The organism is Mesorhizobium sp. (genome assembly GCF_965229135.1).
Lineage (GTDB): Bacteria > Pseudomonadota > Alphaproteobacteria > Rhizobiales > Rhizobiaceae > Mesorhizobium.
In genome coordinates, this window is sequence record NZ_OZ245860.1 from 1,695,072 (window position 1) to 1,711,747 (window position 16,676).

14 protein-coding genes are annotated in these 16,676 nt (G+C 61.3%); 7 read left to right on the top strand and 7 right to left on the bottom strand.

The window, feature by feature from the left end:
• The first annotated feature begins 168 nt into the window (after nucleotides 1-168).
• The 6 genes from lptF (at nucleotide 169) to rsmA (ending at nucleotide 7,837) form a co-directional block, all read left to right on the top strand.
• Nucleotides 169-1,371 (top strand): LPS export ABC transporter permease LptF, encoded by a 1,203-nt coding sequence (lptF, locus tag ACO07C_RS08355; protein ID WP_421913703.1) that lies wholly within the window; start codon nucleotides 169-171, stop codon nucleotides 1,369-1,371.
• On the top strand, nucleotides 1,368-2,453 hold the full coding sequence (gene lptG, locus ACO07C_RS08360) for an LPS export ABC transporter permease LptG (protein ID WP_421917473.1): 1,086 nt from the start codon (nucleotides 1,368-1,370) through the stop codon (nucleotides 2,451-2,453). The genes lptF and lptG overlap by 4 nt, the downstream gene beginning before the upstream one ends.
• Nucleotides 2,453-4,891: an LPS-assembly protein LptD gene (locus ACO07C_RS08365; RefSeq protein ID WP_421913704.1), complete on the top strand. Its 2,439-nt coding sequence runs from the start codon at nucleotides 2,453-2,455 to the stop codon at nucleotides 4,889-4,891. The genes lptG and ACO07C_RS08365 overlap by 1 nt, the downstream gene beginning before the upstream one ends.
• Before the next feature lie 120 nt (nucleotides 4,892-5,011).
• Complete coding sequence (locus ACO07C_RS08370; RefSeq protein WP_421913705.1) at nucleotides 5,012-5,944, top strand: SurA N-terminal domain-containing protein; 933 nt, start codon at nucleotides 5,012-5,014, stop codon at nucleotides 5,942-5,944.
• A gap of 8 nt (nucleotides 5,945-5,952) precedes the next feature.
• Nucleotides 5,953-6,987 carry a 4-hydroxythreonine-4-phosphate dehydrogenase PdxA gene (gene pdxA / locus ACO07C_RS08375; protein ID WP_421913706.1) on the top strand — a complete coding sequence of 345 codons (1,035 nt, stop codon included), beginning with the start codon at nucleotides 5,953-5,955 and terminating at the stop codon, nucleotides 6,985-6,987.
• 25 nt (nucleotides 6,988-7,012) lie between these two features.
• On the top strand, nucleotides 7,013-7,837 hold the full coding sequence (gene rsmA, locus ACO07C_RS08380; RefSeq protein WP_421913707.1) for a 16S rRNA (adenine(1518)-N(6)/adenine(1519)-N(6))-dimethyltransferase RsmA: 825 nt from the start codon (nucleotides 7,013-7,015) through the stop codon (nucleotides 7,835-7,837).
• A 35-nt stretch (nucleotides 7,838-7,872) separates the two neighbouring features.
• Here the strand turns inward: rsmA and gmk are convergent, their stop codons facing one another.
• The 7 genes from gmk to fabD all read right to left on the bottom strand — a co-directional run bounded on the left by gmk (nucleotide 7,873) and on the right by fabD (nucleotide 14,449).
• The gene (gene gmk / locus ACO07C_RS08385) at nucleotides 7,873-8,547 is read right to left on the bottom strand and encodes a guanylate kinase (RefSeq protein WP_421913708.1); all 675 of its coding nucleotides are present in this window, start codon (nucleotides 8,545-8,547) and stop codon (nucleotides 7,873-7,875) included.
• Between the two features lie 4 nt (nucleotides 8,548-8,551).
• A complete protein-coding gene (locus ACO07C_RS08390; protein WP_421913709.1) occupies nucleotides 8,552-9,442 on the bottom strand; it encodes a YicC/YloC family endoribonuclease in 891 nt (296 codons plus the stop codon).
• Between the two features lie 172 nt (nucleotides 9,443-9,614).
• Nucleotides 9,615-10,877, bottom strand: a complete 1,263-nt coding sequence (gene mltG, locus ACO07C_RS08395; protein WP_421913710.1) for an endolytic transglycosylase MltG — start codon at nucleotides 10,875-10,877, stop codon at nucleotides 9,615-9,617.
• 102 nt (nucleotides 10,878-10,979) lie between these two features.
• Complete coding sequence (gene fabF, locus ACO07C_RS08400; RefSeq protein ID WP_421913711.1) at nucleotides 10,980-12,242, bottom strand: beta-ketoacyl-ACP synthase II; 1,263 nt, start codon at nucleotides 12,240-12,242, stop codon at nucleotides 10,980-10,982.
• 34 nt (nucleotides 12,243-12,276) lie between these two features.
• Entirely contained in the window at nucleotides 12,277-12,513 is a 237-nt protein-coding gene (locus ACO07C_RS08405) for an acyl carrier protein (protein WP_006203723.1), read from the bottom strand.
• A 200-nt stretch (nucleotides 12,514-12,713) separates the two neighbouring features.
• Nucleotides 12,714-13,451, bottom strand: coding sequence for a 3-oxoacyl-[acyl-carrier-protein] reductase (gene fabG / locus ACO07C_RS08410; RefSeq protein WP_421913714.1), 738 nt, complete (start codon nucleotides 13,449-13,451; stop codon nucleotides 12,714-12,716).
• A gap of 56 nt (nucleotides 13,452-13,507) precedes the next feature.
• Complete coding sequence (gene fabD / locus ACO07C_RS08415) at nucleotides 13,508-14,449, bottom strand: ACP S-malonyltransferase (protein ID WP_421913715.1); 942 nt, start codon at nucleotides 14,447-14,449, stop codon at nucleotides 13,508-13,510.
• Between the two features lie 278 nt (nucleotides 14,450-14,727).
• Between fabD and ACO07C_RS08420 the strand changes: the two genes are divergently transcribed.
• The gene (locus ACO07C_RS08420; RefSeq protein ID WP_421913716.1) at nucleotides 14,728-16,644 is read left to right on the top strand and encodes an LTA synthase family protein; all 1,917 of its coding nucleotides are present in this window, start codon (nucleotides 14,728-14,730) and stop codon (nucleotides 16,642-16,644) included.
• Nucleotides 16,645-16,676: the final 32 nt, after the last annotated feature.

A 16,676-nucleotide genomic window follows, 5' to 3' on the forward strand; every position in this document is an offset into this window, starting at 1 on the left:
TGTTAACCAAGCATGTTTGCCCTTTCTTATCCAATCCCGCCGACACTCCGCCCAGCCGGCAATGGTGATGTGGGACAGGAACCAGATCGAACCGGTTGTGCGGGCAGCGGCGGACGGCTACCTTGTTCAGCGGCATGATGCCGTTCGAAAAAATCGAGAAAAGCCTTCATGAAGGTCGTTGAACGCTACATCATGCGCCGCGCTTTCGTGGTCTTCATGGCGGCGCTGGTCTGGACGCTGGCGATCGTGTGGACCACGCAGGTTCTGGCCCGTATCGATCTCGTCACCGACAGTGGCCAGTCGGCCCTTACCTTCTTCGAAGTCGCCGCTCTCATTTTGCCGTCAATCATCCCCATCGTCGTGCCTTTTGCGCTGGTGGTGGCGGTGGCGCAGACGCTCAGCACGATGAATGCGGATTCGGAACTGGCCGTCATCAATGCGGCCGGCGCCTCGCGCTGGACAATCGCCAGGCCGATCATGCTGCTCGCGCTCGGCGCCGCGCTCTTTTCATTCGCCGTCGACAACGGCATCGATCCCTATGCACGCCAGAAGAATCGCGAGCTGGTCGCGTCGTCGCGGGCGGATCTGTTGACCCTGGTCATCCAGGAAGGCACGTTCCGAAAGATCGACGACGGACTGTTCCTGCAGATCGGCGAACGGCTTCCGGACAATCGTCTCGGCGGCATCTTCGTTGCCGATTCGCGAGAGGAAGGCGTCAATCTCGTCTACTATGCCAAAAGCGGCTCCATCATCGAACGCGGCGCCGAAAAGGTGCTGATGATGAACGACGGCGTCATCCACCGCAAAACGCTGACCGGCGACCTTTCGGTCATCCGGTTCACATCCTATGCGTTCGACCTGTCCGCCTTCATGTCGGCGGCTTCAGCGGTAACCCTGATGGCGAAGGACCAGACGACGCAATATCTGCTCAATCCGGACCCGAACGACAAGGTTTTCCAGCGAGAGCCGAACACCTACCGGGCCGAGATCAACCAGCGTTTCACGGAATGGATGTATTCGTTGGTCTTTGCCCTGATCGCGCTTGCGGTGGCCGGCGATGCACGCTCGCATCGCGAAGCACGCGTCAATCCGCTGATCACGGCCATCGGCATCTCCCTGTTTGTTCGCTGGCTGGGATTCTTCGCCGACGGCAAGGCCGACTCGGTGCCGCAATATGCCTACATGGTCTACGGCGTACCGATTGTTGCATCCGCGGTCGCAATCTGGTTCATCGTCACCAACCGGACCATGGAACTGCCGGTCGCCTGGGCTGACTGGATGACGAACGCCGCCGACCGCATCACGGACGGCTGGAACGCCATCAAGCTGCGCTTCTCCAGGGGCAACGCGTCCGGACAGAGGATCAACTGATGGGTTGGACGCTGGGCCGGTATTTTTTCTTCCGCTATGTGTCGATCACCATCTGGTTCTTCATCGGCCTGCTGGCACTGGTGTTCCTGATCGATTTCACCGAGCTTTCCGGCCGCACCACCGGCTTGCCGGGTTTCACCTACGGAACGGCGCTCGCCATTTCGGGGCTTAGAATGCCGATGATCATGCTGCAGACCGTGCCATTTGTCGGCCTGTTCTCGGCGATGGCGACACTGGTCTCGCTCAACCGCAAGTACGAGTTGGTCATCGCACGCTCCGCTGGCGTTTCAGCATGGCAGTTCCTTTTGCCATGCTGCATCGGCGCGCTCCTGTTCGGCGCCTTTTCCGTCGGGATCATCAACCCTCTCGCCGCGCATGCTTTTTCCTGGTCCGAGCAAATGGAGACGGAGCTCCGCTCCGGAAAATCGAACGCCGTCTCCGCCGATTCCGCTCCCTGGATCCGGCAAAAAACCAGTTCGGGCGACACCATCATCGGCGCCCGCGCCATCCTCAATCAGGGCCTGGAGATGGCAGACGCCGTCTTCTTCATCCTTAGCCCGCAAGGCGATATCGTCGAGCGCAAGGACGCGGCACGTGTCTATTTGCGAGACGGCTACTGGGACCTGCAGGACGTCAAGATCTTCAAGGATGGCACCATCCGATCGGTGGAGAGCGATCGGGTACCGACCAATCTGAAGCCGGAATTCGTCCAGGAACGGCTGGCACGCCCGGAAACGATCCCTTTCTACGATCTTCCGGGCAAGATCGAGGTTGCCCGCTCCTTCGGCCTCAAGGCAAATGCCTTCGCCATGCAGTTTGATTCGCTGGTGGCGCTGCCATTCCTTCTCGTCGCGATGACGCTGATTGCTGCAACAGTATCAATGCGATTTGCGAGGATGGGGCAGTCAGCAACGATGATTCTGGGTGGCGTCCTCGCCGGGTTTCTGCTTTATGTCGTTTCGGTGTTGGTCAAAGCATTCGGCGTTGCGGGATTCGTGCCCACCGCTGTGGCTGCGTGGGTTCCGGTTGTTGTAGCTATGTTCTTTGGGGTGACATTCCTGCTATACAAGGAAGACGGCTAGTGAGGGAGGCGGTTTTGCGCAGCTATAGGCAGGCCGGTTTGGCGCGCCTTTATGCGGCGAGCGCCTTGGCATGCCTCGTCGCCTTCGGGGTCACCGTCGTGCCGGCTGTCGCCCAGCAGGTAACCGATTTGGCGCCCAAAGTGCCTTCCGGCTCGCAGATGCTGCTAGCCGCGGATACGCTTGTCTATGACAATGACAACCAGACGGTAACGGCGGTCGGCGGCGTGCAGATCGACTATGGTGGCAATCGCCTTGTCGCGCAGCGCGTCGAATACAACCGCAAGACCAAGCGCCTCGTTGCCAGCGGCAATGTGCAGGTCGTCAATGCCGATGGCACCAAGGTCTATTCGGACCATGTCGACCTGACCGACGATTTCGCCGATGGCTTCGCCAACGCACTGCGTGTCGAAACGGTCGACAAGGCCTATTTCGCGGCGGAAAGCGCCGAGCGCATGGGCGGCGTGCTGACCACGTTCCACAATGGTGTCTATACGGCTTGCGAACCTTGCGAAGACAAGCCGGACAAAGCGCCGACCTGGCGCGTCAAGGCGCGAAAGATCATCTGGAACGGTGAAAAGAAGACGGTTCGCTTCGAGAACGCGAATTTCGAATTCTTCGGCTTTCCGCTCGCCTATCTGCCTGCGTTCGAGATCGCGGATCCGACGGTCAAGCGCAAGAGCGGCTTCCTGATCCCCAGCATCGGCTACAACAGCGATCTGGGCTACAACGTTAAAGTTCCATACTATTTCGCGTTGTCGCCAACATATGACCTTACCGCCACGGGCACCGGCTACAGCAAGCAGGGTTTCCTGGGCGAGGCCGAATGGCGGCAACGTTTCAACAATGGGCAATACAGCATAAAGGTCGCGGGCATAAACCAGCAGGACCCGGGTGCGTTCATTGATACCGCCGGTTTCCCCGCCACCAATGGCCATAACGTCAACTCGGGCGCACAGGGAGATCCCAACAAGTTCCGTGGCATGATGGGGACCCAGGGACAGTTCGCCATCAATCCGCGCTGGGATTTCGGCTGGAACATCCTGTTGCAGACCGACAAGAATTTTTCGCGCACGTACAGCATCCAGGATTACGGCGATGTCATCCATCGCTCAGAGGTTTATCTGACCGGCCTCAACGACCGTAACTATTTCGACGTGCGCGCCATCCATTTCGATGTTCAGGAAAATCCGTTGAGCGATGATCCATCGGCACGCTCCGGCCAGCAGCCATGGGTCCTGCCATCGCTGGACTACGCGTATATTCCTGACGTGGCGGTGGCCGGCGGCCAATTGTCCATCAATGTGAACGCGCGGGCCATCCGCCGCGATAGCGTCGATCAAGGCTACGAAACTCCATACGACAGCACCACTCCGACCGTGCGTGTTCCCGGCATTCAGGGCGATTCCGGACGGTTGACGGCGGAAGCTGAGTGGAAGCGCACGTTCACGACCGAGGATGGGCTCGTGTTAACGCCCCTGCTCGCACTACGCGGCGATGCGAGCTATCTGAACGCATCCTCGGCATCGCTTGCCGCCATCAACAACATGGCGACGACTTTGAACGTGTCCGACGATATGCGTTCGTCGCTGGCACGCTATATGGCGACCGCCGGTCTCGAAGTGCGCTGGCCGTTGTTGTTCTCGGCCGCCAATTCCAGCCATGTCCTGGAACCCATGGCGCAGGTTTTCGTGCGTCCGAGCGAACAGTATGTCGGTGGCCTAGCCATACCAAATGAAGACGCCCAGAGCCTGGTCTTCGACGCGACAACGCTGTTCGAGGAAGACAAGTTCTCCGGCTACGATCGAATCGAAGGTGGTACGCGCGCCAATGTCGGCTTCCGCTATACGGGCTCGTATGACAATGGCTGGAGCACCAACGGCCTGTTCGGCCAGTCCTACCAACTCGCCGGGCGCAACTCGTTCGACGCACCGGACCTCGTAAACGTCGGCGCCTATTCAGGCCTGCAGACGTCCTCGTCAGATTATGTCGGGCTGATCGGCCTCAACAGCCCCAACGGGTTCTCCGGCTCGGTCAGCGGTCGTTTCGACGAGCAAACCTTTGAAGTCCGCCGCGCGGAGTTGAAGGCGGCCTATTCGGGCCTGCCGATTTCGCTGAGCGCCAAATACGCGTTCATCCAAGCCCAGCCGCTCTATGGCTTCACAACGGATCGCCACGAGGTCACGCTTGGTGCCTCCACGCATGTTGCCGAGGCATGGCGCGTCTTTGGGACCGGCACCTATGACCTCCAGAGCAACCTGCTGGTCAAGGATGGCGTGGGCTTCGCCTACAACGATTCATGCTTCACCTATCTGATGACCTTTTCGCAGACGCGCGACCTGACCACGCGGGAAGTCTCGCAGAACATAGGCTTCAACCTTTCGTTCCGCACGCTCGGCGATTTCGGCTCATCACAAAGCTCCGTCGACACGATCCAGTAGTGGATAGCGCCCAAGAGCGGGAAGTCGGCTGACGACATCGTTTTGCCGCATAGGTCTGGCACCGATTCCACGCACCCTGGGGCAGGGATCGAAACGGGCGGGAACCGGGATGGAATTGGGATGCTTTCTATGAGGAAATACCTCTTTTCGGCAGGCTTTGCGTTGCTCGTGGCCGCTACCTCTGTCTCGATAACAGTGATGACGCCGCCGGCATTCGCCAGCGAGATCAAATACATCGTCAATGACATACCGTTGACCAGCGGTGACATCGCGCACCGGGCGGCTTTCCTGCGTCTCCAGCACAAGAAGGGCGACGCCGCCAACGACATGATCGAACAGACATTGCGGATGGCAGAGGTCAAACGGCTTGGCATTCGCATCAGCGATGCCCAGGTTGATGCCGCTTACCAGCGCTTCGCCACGACCAACAAGATGCAGATCAGCCAGCTCGACGGCATCATGGAGAAGTCTGGTGTAACCAAGGAGCATTTCAAGGAGTTCATCCGTGCCCAGATGGCCTGGAACCAGGCGTTGAGCGCGCGCTATCGTTCCGGCGACGGCGGCGGAACCAGCGAGCAGGACGCTGTGAAGCGCATGCTCAGCAATGGCGGCACCAAGCCGACGGCCATGGAGTACATGCTTCAGCAGGTGATCTTCGTCGTACCGCCCGCAGAGCGCAGCGCGACGCTGGCCAAGCGCAAACGCGAAGCCGACGCCATGCGCGCCCGCTTCAATGGCTGCAACACCACGCGCGAATTCGCCAAGGGCCTCGTGGATGTCACCGTTCGCGACCTCGGCCGAATACTGGCGCCGCAATTGCCGCCGGACTGGGCAGACCAGGTCAAGGCCACGAAGGTCGGCGGAGCCACTCCTGTGCGTGAAACCGAGCGCGGCATCGAGTTCATCGGCATCTGCTCCTCGCGCGAAGTGTCCGACGACAAGGTCGCGCAGATGGTATTCCAGAGCGAGGATACCAGCGACAAGACCGCCGACGACCTCAGCAAGAAATATGTCGAGGAGCTGAAGGCGAAAGCCCGAATCATCAAACGCTGAATTCCGGCATGATCGTGCATGGCGCCGAAATCCCGCTGGCATTGAGCGTTGGCGACCCGTCAGGAATCGGACCGGAAGTCGCGATTGCCGGATGGCGGGCCCGGGACGCCTTCGCGATCCCTGCCTTTTACCTGCTCGGCGATCCGCAATTGATCGAAGCGCGGGCGCGTCGGGTGGGCGCCAAGCTGGAAATCGTCGAGACGACGCCAGCTCAGGCCTCGCGGATATTTTCGCGCGCATTGCCGGTCGTGCCGCTCTCCGCCCGCTTCGTCGACAGTCCAGGAAAGCCTGATCCAGCCAACGCGGCCGGCACTATCGAAGCCATCGATCGCGCGGTTGCGGACTGCCTCGCGGGTCGGGCGGCGGCGGTCGTCACCTGCCCTATCGCGAAGAAGCCGCTCTACGATGCCGGTTTTCGCTTTCCCGGCCATACCGAGTATCTGGCACATCTGGCATCACTCCACACCGGAGCCGAGGTGATGCCGGTGATGATGCTGACGGGACCGGATCTGTCCACGGTCCCCGTCACAATCCATATTCCTCTGGCCGCGGTGCCGAAGGCGCTGACAACAGAGCTTATCGTCGCAACCGCGCGTATAACCGCCTCCGACCTCGCGAGCCGCTTCGGCATATCGAAGCCGAGGCTTGCCATTGCCGGCCTCAACCCGCATGCCGGCGAAGGCGGGGCGATCGGTACCGAGGACGAGCTGGTCATTCGTCCGGCGATCGACATCTTGCGCCGGGAGGGTATAGACGCCTTCGGCCCGCTTCCAGCTGACACGATGTTTCATGCACGGGCCCGCGCCGGTTACGACGCCGCCATCTGCATGTACCACGACCAGGCGCTCATCCCGGCAAAGGCACTGGCCTTCGACGAGGCCGTCAATGTCACACTTGGTTTGCCCTTCATCCGGACATCGCCGGATCACGGCACCGCCTTCGACATCGCAGGCAAGGGCGTCGCGCGCGCCGACAGCCTGATCGCTGCCCTGAAGCTTGCCAGAAGGCTCGCCGACACCGGAACCAAGGCTGCTGCCGCATGAGTGCTTCCCGCCTGAGCCTGCGCGCATGAGCATCGACGGCCTGCCGCCTTTGCGCGATGTGATCGAGCGCCATGGCCTGCAGGCAAAGAAGGCGCTCGGCCAGAATTTTCTGCTCGACCTGAACCTGACCGGCAAGATCGCGCGCACCGCCGGCGACCTGACGGCCACCACTGTGATCGAGGTTGGGCCAGGTCCTGGTGGACTGACGCGCGCGCTGCTGCTGCATGGCGCCAGCCGCGTCATCGCCATCGAGCGCGACGAGCGTTGCCTGGCTGCATTGGCGGAAGTGTCCAATCACTATCCAGGCCGGCTGGAGGTCATCGCGGGCGATGCGCTGAAGACGGATTTCGCAACGCTCGCGGGGGACGGGCCAACGAAAATCGTCGCCAACCTCCCTTACAATATCGGCACCGAACTTCTGGTGCGCTGGCTGACCGTCACCGACTGGCCGCCTTTCTACGCGTCGATGACGCTGATGTTCCAGCGCGAGGTGGCCGAGCGCATCGTTGCCGCTCCCGGCAGCGATCATTATGGTCGGCTCGGCGTGCTAGCCGGATGGCGCACGGAGGCCAGGATCGCCTTCGACGTACCGCCGCAGGCATTCACGCCGCCACCGAAGGTTACCTCGTCGGTGGTGCATCTGCTGCCGCGCCAGAGCCCATTGCCTGTCGACGTCAAGAAACTCGGCCGTGTCACCGAGGCTGCCTTTGGCCAGCGCCGAAAGATGTTGCGGCAAAGCGTGAAAAGCCTGGGCGGCGAGGCACTGCTTGAACGCGCCGGTATCGACCCGACCCGGCGCGCCGAGACACTGAGCGTCGAGGAATTCGTGCGGCTGACCAACGCCGTGTAGTTCGCTATCCCGTTACCCGAGACAAAGGCGGGAGGTCAGCCCGTCTTCTCGTCGAGAAGCCCGGAAACGAAATCGAAAAGGCCGGGCCGGCGATCGCGTCTCAGACGTTCGGCAACGACAATGCCGCGTACCTCGGCGAAGGCACGATCGAGGTCATCGTTGACGATGACGAAATCATATTCCTTCCAGTGCTCGATTTCGTTGCGAGCGTTTTTCAGCCGCATATCGATCACCGACTCCTGGTCCTCGGCGCGGCGCTTGAGCCTTGCCTTCAACTCCTTCATCGACGGCGGCAGGATGAAGATCGAGACGATATCGGCGCGCATCTTCTCCTTCAGCTGCTGGGCTCCTTGCCAGTCGATGTCGAACAGCATGTCGCGGCCTTGCGCCAGCGCCAGTTCGGCAGGCTCGCGCGGCGTCGCGTAACAATTGCCGTGCACCTCCGCCCATTCCAGCAGGGCATCGGAATCGCGCAGACGCTCGAAATCGCGCATCGTGCGGAAGTGATAGTGGACACCCTCGATTTCGCTGCCCCGCCTGGGCCTGGTGGTGACCGAGACCGATAGTTCCAGGCTGGAATCGCTCTCAAGCAGATTGCGCGCGATCGTGGATTTGCCGGCGCCGGACGGCGATGACAGAACAAGCATCAGCCCCCTGCGGCGAATGCGTGAGCCCAGGTCTCTTGCAACCATCGGGTCTTTGGCAACCATCGGGTTACTCCAGATTCTGGACCTGCTCGCGGAACTGATCGACGACCGCCTTCAGCTCCAGGCCGATGGCGGTGACGGCGGCAGCGTTAGACTTCGAGCAGAGCGTATTCGATTCGCGGTTAAATTCCTGTGCCAGAAAATCAAGCTTGCGGCCAATCGCGCCACCGCCGTTGAGCAGCGTCCGACCGGATGCGACATGCGTCTTCAGGCGGTCGATCTCCTCGCGAATGTCGGCCTTGGTGGCAAGGAATGCGGCTTCCATGTGCAACCGGCTCGCGTCGAGATTGGCTGAGGCATCCATCAACAGCCGAACCTGTTCAGCGATCCTTTCACGGATAGCGGCCGGCTCGCGGGACGGATCAGCTTCCGCCTGCAGCGTCAGCGCCTCGATGGCGTCGATATGGCCTGAAAGAAGCGAGCGCAGCGCTTCACCCTCGCCTTGCCGCGCCTTTTCCAGCCCGTTTAACGCCTCCTCGAGCGCGGCCATGATCGCCACGTCGAGAGCAGACCGCTCGTCCTCGGTTTCGACGGTTTCGGGGATGTCGAGCACACCGCGAAGCGACAGCAGTCCATCGGCGGTCGCCGGCGCCACGCCGAACTGCTCCTGCAACCGCTTGGCCAGGCCGGCCACATCCTTCAGGAATGCTTCGTTGACCACAGGCTGCGCCTGCGTGCCCGCGGCGCGGCCGATCGTCAGCGTCGCCTGGAAATTGCCGCGCGAAAACCGCTTCTGGATCGTCTGCCTGACGGTTGGCTCAAGCCGTTCGAACCCCTGCGGAAGCCGCAGCCTGACTTCGACACTCTTGCCGTTGACGGATTTGACTTCCCAGGCGATCGCGGTGCCGGCGTACTCGCCCGCCGCGCGTGCAAAACCGGTCATGCTCTGCAAATTCATGTTATTCGTACGCCCCCTGGCGCATGATCTCGAAGATCGAAAGCGATCATGCGCAGCTTCAAATTCATGAGCATCGCAGGCGCTTCCATCGGGCCGCGCGGAGCTCCTTCAAAATCGTCCGCCCTTTACGCACAAATATCGACAACGCAAAGGATTTCCGACGCAGTGCGGCCTACTGTGCCGCGCCAGCGTCGCCGCCGAGATCATCGCCGCCATTGTCCGCCGGCTTTTTGGCATTGTTGTCACTGCCGGAGCTGTCATTGCCCGTCTGATCGGCACCTTTGGCTGCATCCGCCTTGGCAGCGTCGTCGGCCTGCTTCTTCTGCAGCGCCCGATAGCGGGCGACATTCTGGTTGTGCTCTTCCAGCGTCGAGGCAAAGACGTGGCCGCCCGTACCGTCGGCGACGAAATAGAGGTCATCAGTCTTCGAAGGATTGGCGACCGCCTCAAGCGCGGCCCGGCCAGGGTTGGCGATTGGTGTCGGCGGAAGACCATTGATCAGATAGGTGTTGTAAGGCGTCGGCTTCTGGATGTCCGACTGATAGATCGGGCGATCGGCCGGCTTACCCTTGCCGCCGAACAGACCATAAATGATGGTCGGATCCGACTGCAGCCGCATGCCCTTGGCCAGCCGGTTCAGGAAGACCGCGGCGACACGAGAGCGTTCATCGCCCCTGCCCGTCTCCTTCTCGACGATCGAGGCCAATGTGACGAAGTCATCGATACTGGCCAGCGGCAGGTCGGGTGCGCGACGCTGCCAGACATCCTCGACCAGCTTCTTCTGGTCGGCCAACAACTTGTCGACCATCTGCTGGCGTGTCGCACCGCGGGTAAAGCGCAACGTATCGGTCGCAAGGCTGCCCTCAGGTGGCTCGGTCTTCGGCATGTCGCCGCTCAACGCATCCTGTTCGGCGATCCGCTGAAGCGCCTGTTCAACGGTCAGCCCTTCGGGAATGGTCAGCGAATACATCACCGACTTGCCACTCTTGAGCAATTCCATGATGTCGCGCATCGAGGCGCCGGGCTTGATCGCATATTCGCCAGCCTTCAGCGCGGAATCGTTTCCGTAGGCTCGCACGCCAAGACGGAATATACGGGCGTCGCTGATCAGTCCGCGCCGCTCCAGCTGATCCGCAATGTCCTGGACACCGGAGTTCGCCTTGACCATGAACGTGTCGCCGTTGGCCGACGGGCCAGGCTCGTTGAACGCCTGCCTGCCGAAGTAAAGCGCCAGGCCAGCTGCCAGGATCACCAGAACGACCAGCGAGAAGAAGAAATTCATGAACACGATGATCTGGCTGCGCGAAGCGCGCGAGCGCTTCGGTGGAGGCGTGCCGGCTTCAGGACGCAACGCCTCACTGGCAGTCTTCGGCACGATCGGGCCCGACGCAGGTTTCTGGCCGAATTCCCCATTGTTCGCCGGATTTGTGTTCATAGCGCCCTACCGTTTGATCTTGCGACGAATCCCCTGCGGAAGAGTAGAGGCGAATATGGCGAAATTGACGACACGGCGAGGCGATGCCGACCGGCGAACCGGTCAGCCATCGTAGCGCTGGAAAACCAGCGAGGCGTTGGTGCCGCCAAAGCCGAAGGAATTGGAAAGCGCAACGTCGATCTGGCGCGCCCGCGGCGTGTTCGGCACCAGATCGATAGCCGTTTCACGCTCGGGGTGGTCGAGATTGATGGTCGCCGGCGCGACGTTGTCACGTATCGCCAGAATCGAGAAGATTGCCTCGGCCGCTCCCGCGGCGCCCAGGAGATGGCCAATCGACGACTTGGTCGACGACATCGATATCTTCGAGGCGGCGTTGCCAACAAGCCTTTCCACGGCACCGAGTTCGATCGTGTCCGCCATGGTCGAGGTGCCGTGGGCATTGATATAGTCGATATCCGCGGGCGTAAGCTTGGCCCGGTTCAGCGCCGCCGTCATGCAACGGAAGGCGCCATCGCCATCTTCGGCCGGAGCGGTGATGTGATAGGCATCGCCAGTAAGACCATAGCCGGTTACCTCGGCATAGATCTTTGCGCCGCGTGCCTTGGCATGCTCGAGTTCTTCAAGCACGACGACGCCGGCACCCTCGCCCATGACAAAACCGTCGCGGTCGCGGTCATAGGGACGCGAGGCCTTTTGCGGCGTGTCGTTACGCTCGGTGGACAGCGCGCGGCATGCGGCGAAACCAGCGAGCGAAAGCCGGGTTACCGGCGCTTCTGCGCCGCCGGCCAGCATCACGTCGGCATCGCCAAAGATGATCAGCCGCGCGGCGTCGCCGATGGCGTGCGCGCCGGTCGAGCAAGCCGTGACGACAGCGTGGTTAGGGCCTTTCAGGCCGTGCCGGATCGACACCTGCCCGGAGACCAGATTGATGATGTTACCCGGAATGAAGAACGGGCTGATGCGGCGCGGGCCTCGCTCGTGGAGGATGAGCGCGTTCTCGGCGATGCCCTCAAGGCCGCCAATGCCGGAACCGATCATGACGCCCGTGGCGCAGCGCTCCTGCTCGGTCCGGGGCGCCCAGCCGGAATCCTTCAGCGCTTCGTCGGCGGCCGCGATCCCGTAAAGGATGAAGTCGCCGATCTTGCGCAGTTCCTTCGGCTCAAGAATAGCCTCTGGATTGAGCGTGCCATTGCTGCCGTCACCGCGAGGAATGACGTGGGCGATCTTGCAGGCAAGATCGTCCACCTCGAATTCAGTGACTCGTCTGGCAGCGCTTCGGCCGGTCAGAAGTTCCTTCCAGCTGTGCTCAAAGCCCATGCCGAATGGCGACAGCAACCCAAGGCCCGTGACGACGACACGCCTCATCGCAGGTCCTCCCCAGGTAATGACTGCGAAAGCGTCAGGCCGAAGCCTTGTCGATGTACTTCACGGCGTCGCCGACGGTCAGAATGGTTTCGGCCGCATCGTCGGGGATTTCGACGCCGAACTCTTCTTCGAACGCCATGACAAGTTCAACCGTGTCGAGGCTGTCAGCGCCCAGATCATCGATGAAGCTAGCCTGCTCCGTCACCTTGTCGGCATCGACGCCAAGATGCTCGATGACGATCTTCTTGACGCGCTCTGCGGTGTCACTCATGTGGGCATCCTCGTCTTTTGTTTGTCTGTCTTCGTTAGCGGGCAGAATGCCGCTAATCAAGCTGAAAGATGGCCCTGTCGGAAACACAACAGCACAGGACCGGTTCTTGCCCGAACCGCCGGGTTGCGGGCCGCATTACACGAAAATCCGCCCGGGTCCAAGGCGAAATGGTTAGTTTTCACAACCCTTGGCGACCTTGTTCAGATCATCGCCATGCCGCCGTTCACATGAATGGTCTGTCCGGTGACATAGCCGGCTTCGTTCGAAGCGAGGTAGGCGACGGCGGAAGCGACTTCGGCGCTTGTACCCATGCGCCGCGTGGGGATCGCCGCCATGATCGCCTCTTTCTGCTTGTCATTGAGCTTGTCGGTCATCGCTGATTCGATGAAGCCCGGGGCGACGCAGTTGACGGTTATGTTGCGGGTCGCAATCTCCTGCGCCAGCGATTTCGAGAGGCCTATCATGCCGGCCTTGGATGCGCAGTAATTGGCCTGACCGGGATTTCCGGTGACGCCGACAACCGAAGTGATGTTGATGATGCGGCCATGCCGGCGCCGCATCATCGGATGGGTAAGTTCGCGCGTCAGCCGGAACACCGCGGTCAGATTGACCTCGAGCACAGTGTCCCAGTCGGCATCCGACATGCGCACGAAAAGCCCGTCCTTGGTGATGCCGGCATTGTTGACGAGAATGTCGACGCCTTCGAGATCGGCTTCGGCCTTCTGGCCGAGCGCCTTGACCTCATCGCGATTCGCCAGGTTGGCGGGAAAGAGCTTGACCCGGTCGCCGAGTTCGGCGGCCAACGTCTCGAGCTTCTCGATGCGCGTACCATGCAGGCCGACGATGGCGCCCTGCGCATGCAGAACGCGGGCGATCGCCTCGCCAATGCCACCGGATGCGCCGGTAACGAGCGCCTTGCGGCCAGTCAGATCGAACATTTTCTTCCCTTTCAAGAGAACACCCTTTGCACGGGTGAGATCAAAATCGAGCCTGATTATGCAAGCAATGCCAATGCCGCATCAACGTCAGCGGATGTGCCGACGGCACAGGTGGCGATGTCGCGGTTGATACGCCGCGCAAGGCCAGACAGGACCTTCCCGGCGCCGATTTCATAGAGCGTCGTCACGCCGTTCTGGCCAAACCATTCCACGGTTTCGCGCCAGCGCACCCTGCCGGTTACCTGCAGGACCAATCGGCGAGCGATTTCGTCGGGATCGCTTGTTGGCGACACAGACACGTTGGAGACCACGGGAACGGCCGGCGCATGTGTCGTCACGCCGGCCAGCGCTTCGCGCATCACATCCGCGGCCGGCGCCATCAACGCCGAATGGAAAGGCGCCGAGACCTGCAGCATCAACGCCCGCTTGGCGCCCTTATCGGTGCAAAGCTTCGCGGCCAGTTCGACCGCCGCCCTGGCGCCGGAGATCACCAGCTGGCCGCCGCCATTATCGTTGGCGATCTGGCAGACGGAACCCGTGGCGGCCTCGGCGCAAGCTGCCTCGACATCGGCCTGCTCCAGCCCGATGATTGCCGCCATCGCCCCCTCGCCGGCCGGTACTGCGGCCTGCATGGCATTGCCGCGTATGCGCAAAAGCCTGGCGGCGTCGCCAACCGAAACGAACCCGGCAGCGGCCAATGCCGAATATTCACCAAGCGAATGCCCGGCGACATAGGCGATCTTGTCCTTCAATGAAAAGCCGCGCGCTTCGAGCGCCCGGATCGCGGCCAGCGACACAGCCATCAGCGCCGGCTGCGCGTTAGCGGTCAGCGTCAGCGTCTCCTCGGGTCCTTCCCAGATAAGCTTCGACAGATTTTCGCCGAGCGCGTCGTCGACTTCCTCGAAGATACGCCGCGCTTCCGGGAAGGCATCGGCCAGATCCCTGCCCATACCGACCGCCTGGCTACCTTGCCCCGGAAACGTGAATGCGATTGCCATATCGTGCTCCAGCAACTGATTTTGCCTGCCTGTGACGCAAGGCGGGCGGCCAAGTCAAGCCCACGGCCTGGCTGCTTGTTCGCGGACATTGGCACGGAAATACCGGCCAAGGGCCCGTTCCAAATGTTTTTTGACGATCACTCGTGATGAAAACCACTCACGATTCGTTTGCTGGCTCTTCTCATTTTCGCCACAGGCGCTAGTTTTGCGTGACAATTCAATGACAATTCAGTGACGCATTTATTGCAGGCCCGGGGAATTATAGATTGGCAAAAGGTTTGAGAGGCGCAGTCAAAAACGCGCCGCAATTTCTGGAAGGCGATCCGTCGACCGGATATCTGCCGGGCAGAGCCTGGCCGATCATTCGTTACGGCCTGACCAGCCTGCTAGCCTCGGCCATCCTGGTCTTCGCGATCGAACTGATCGTGCGCGGCGATCTTGCCGGCACCGTTTCCTTCTTCTTCCAGCCTTTCAAGCCAGGCTGGACCACGATCGTTGTGTTCGCCCTGATCATGATCGGCCTCGATGCCGTGCTCGGCCGCACGCATCAGAGCCTGATGATCATTGCGCCGCTCACGCTTTCGCTGGCTTTTGTCGGGCATCAGAAATCGCTCTATCTCGGCGATCCGCTTTATCCGACCGACTTCCTCTATGCCCGTCAGATCGTCGCGCTGTTGCCGTTGCTCGTGCGCGATCGCCCGATGGCGGCGATGGCGATGGCCCTCGGCATTGTCGCCGGCCTGGCATTGCTTGTTTTCGCATGGCGCCAGTGGCGCCGCCGCGTTCCGGCGTTGAGCCACAAGGGCCGTCTTGCGCGCCTGACACTGGCGGTGCCGCTGCTCGCATTCTTCGTCTCGATCATGGACTACGCAACCTTCTCGTGGACGCGCGACCGTCTGCAGATCATTCCGATGATGTGGGACCAGAAGGAAAATTACGCGTCCAACGGGTTCGCGCTCGCTTTCGCGCTCAACGTGCCGATGGCCCATGTCACTGCACCGGCAGGCTATTCCGACAAGGCGATCGCTGCGATCCGAAGGCCCGATGTAACGGCCTCGGTGCCAGACGAAAAGCCCGATATCATCATAGTCATGAGCGAATCCTTTTGGGATCCGGCCATTCTGCCTGGCGTCACGATCACGCCCGACCCTATTCCCACCGTACGATCGCTGGGATCGGGTCATGTGTTCTCGCCCGAATTCGGCGGCATGACCGCCAATGTCGAGTTCGAGGCGCTGACAGGCTTCTCCAATGCTTTCCTGCCGGCCGGAAGCATCCCCTATCAGCAATATGTTCGCGCGCCGGTTCCGTCGATGGCGACATTCCTGAAAAGCGAGGGCTACGAAACGCGGGCCATCCATCCGGGCACCAGTTGGTTCTGGAACCGGACGCCCGTCTATGCCGATTTCGGCTTCGAAGACTTCAAGTCGGAGGAAAACCTGCCGCCGATGGAAAGACGCGGCCCGCTGGCCTCCGATGCCGCCATGACCGACGAGATCATCCGCGAGGCTGACGATACCGACGAGCCGTTCTTCTTCTTTGCCGTCAGCCTGCAAAACCATGGGCCTTATGAGCCCAACCGCTATGTCAATCCGACCCATACGGTCCAGGCGCCAACCAGCCAGTGGGCACGCGACTCGCTATTGTCCTATGCCGAAGGCGCAGCCGATGCCGACCGTGGCCTGCAACGGTTGATCGAGTGGGCAAGGCAACGCGAGCGGCCGACGGTCATCGCTTTTTTTGGAGACCATCTGCCTCCGCTCGGCCCGGTCTATGTGGAAACCGGCTTCATGACCAACAACGTCGCGCCACGCAGGGAGGCCTCGGTTGACGCCGCCTTGCAGCACCACCAGACTCCCCTGGTCGTCTGGTCCAACCGCACCGGGGCGGCCAAGGATCTGGGCGCGGTCAGCCCTGCCTTCCTGCCCTACCACGTCATGAAGACGGCAGGCATAAGCCATCCCTACTACACCGGCTTCCTGGGGCAGATGCGAGAGCGTTTCAGCGTCGTCGACCGCAACCTGCTGCTGACCCCCGCGGGAGAGGCAACGCAGGACTGGGCACGGCAGAAGGACGTGGACCCAGCCATCCGCGATTTTCGGTTGCTGCAATACGATATGATGTTCGGCAAGCGCCACGCCGCGCCTGACTTCTTCCCCGAGACGGTGGACAAGCTCGTTGCCCATACCAGCTGACCAAGGTGACGAATTCTGTTTTCACGGACGGT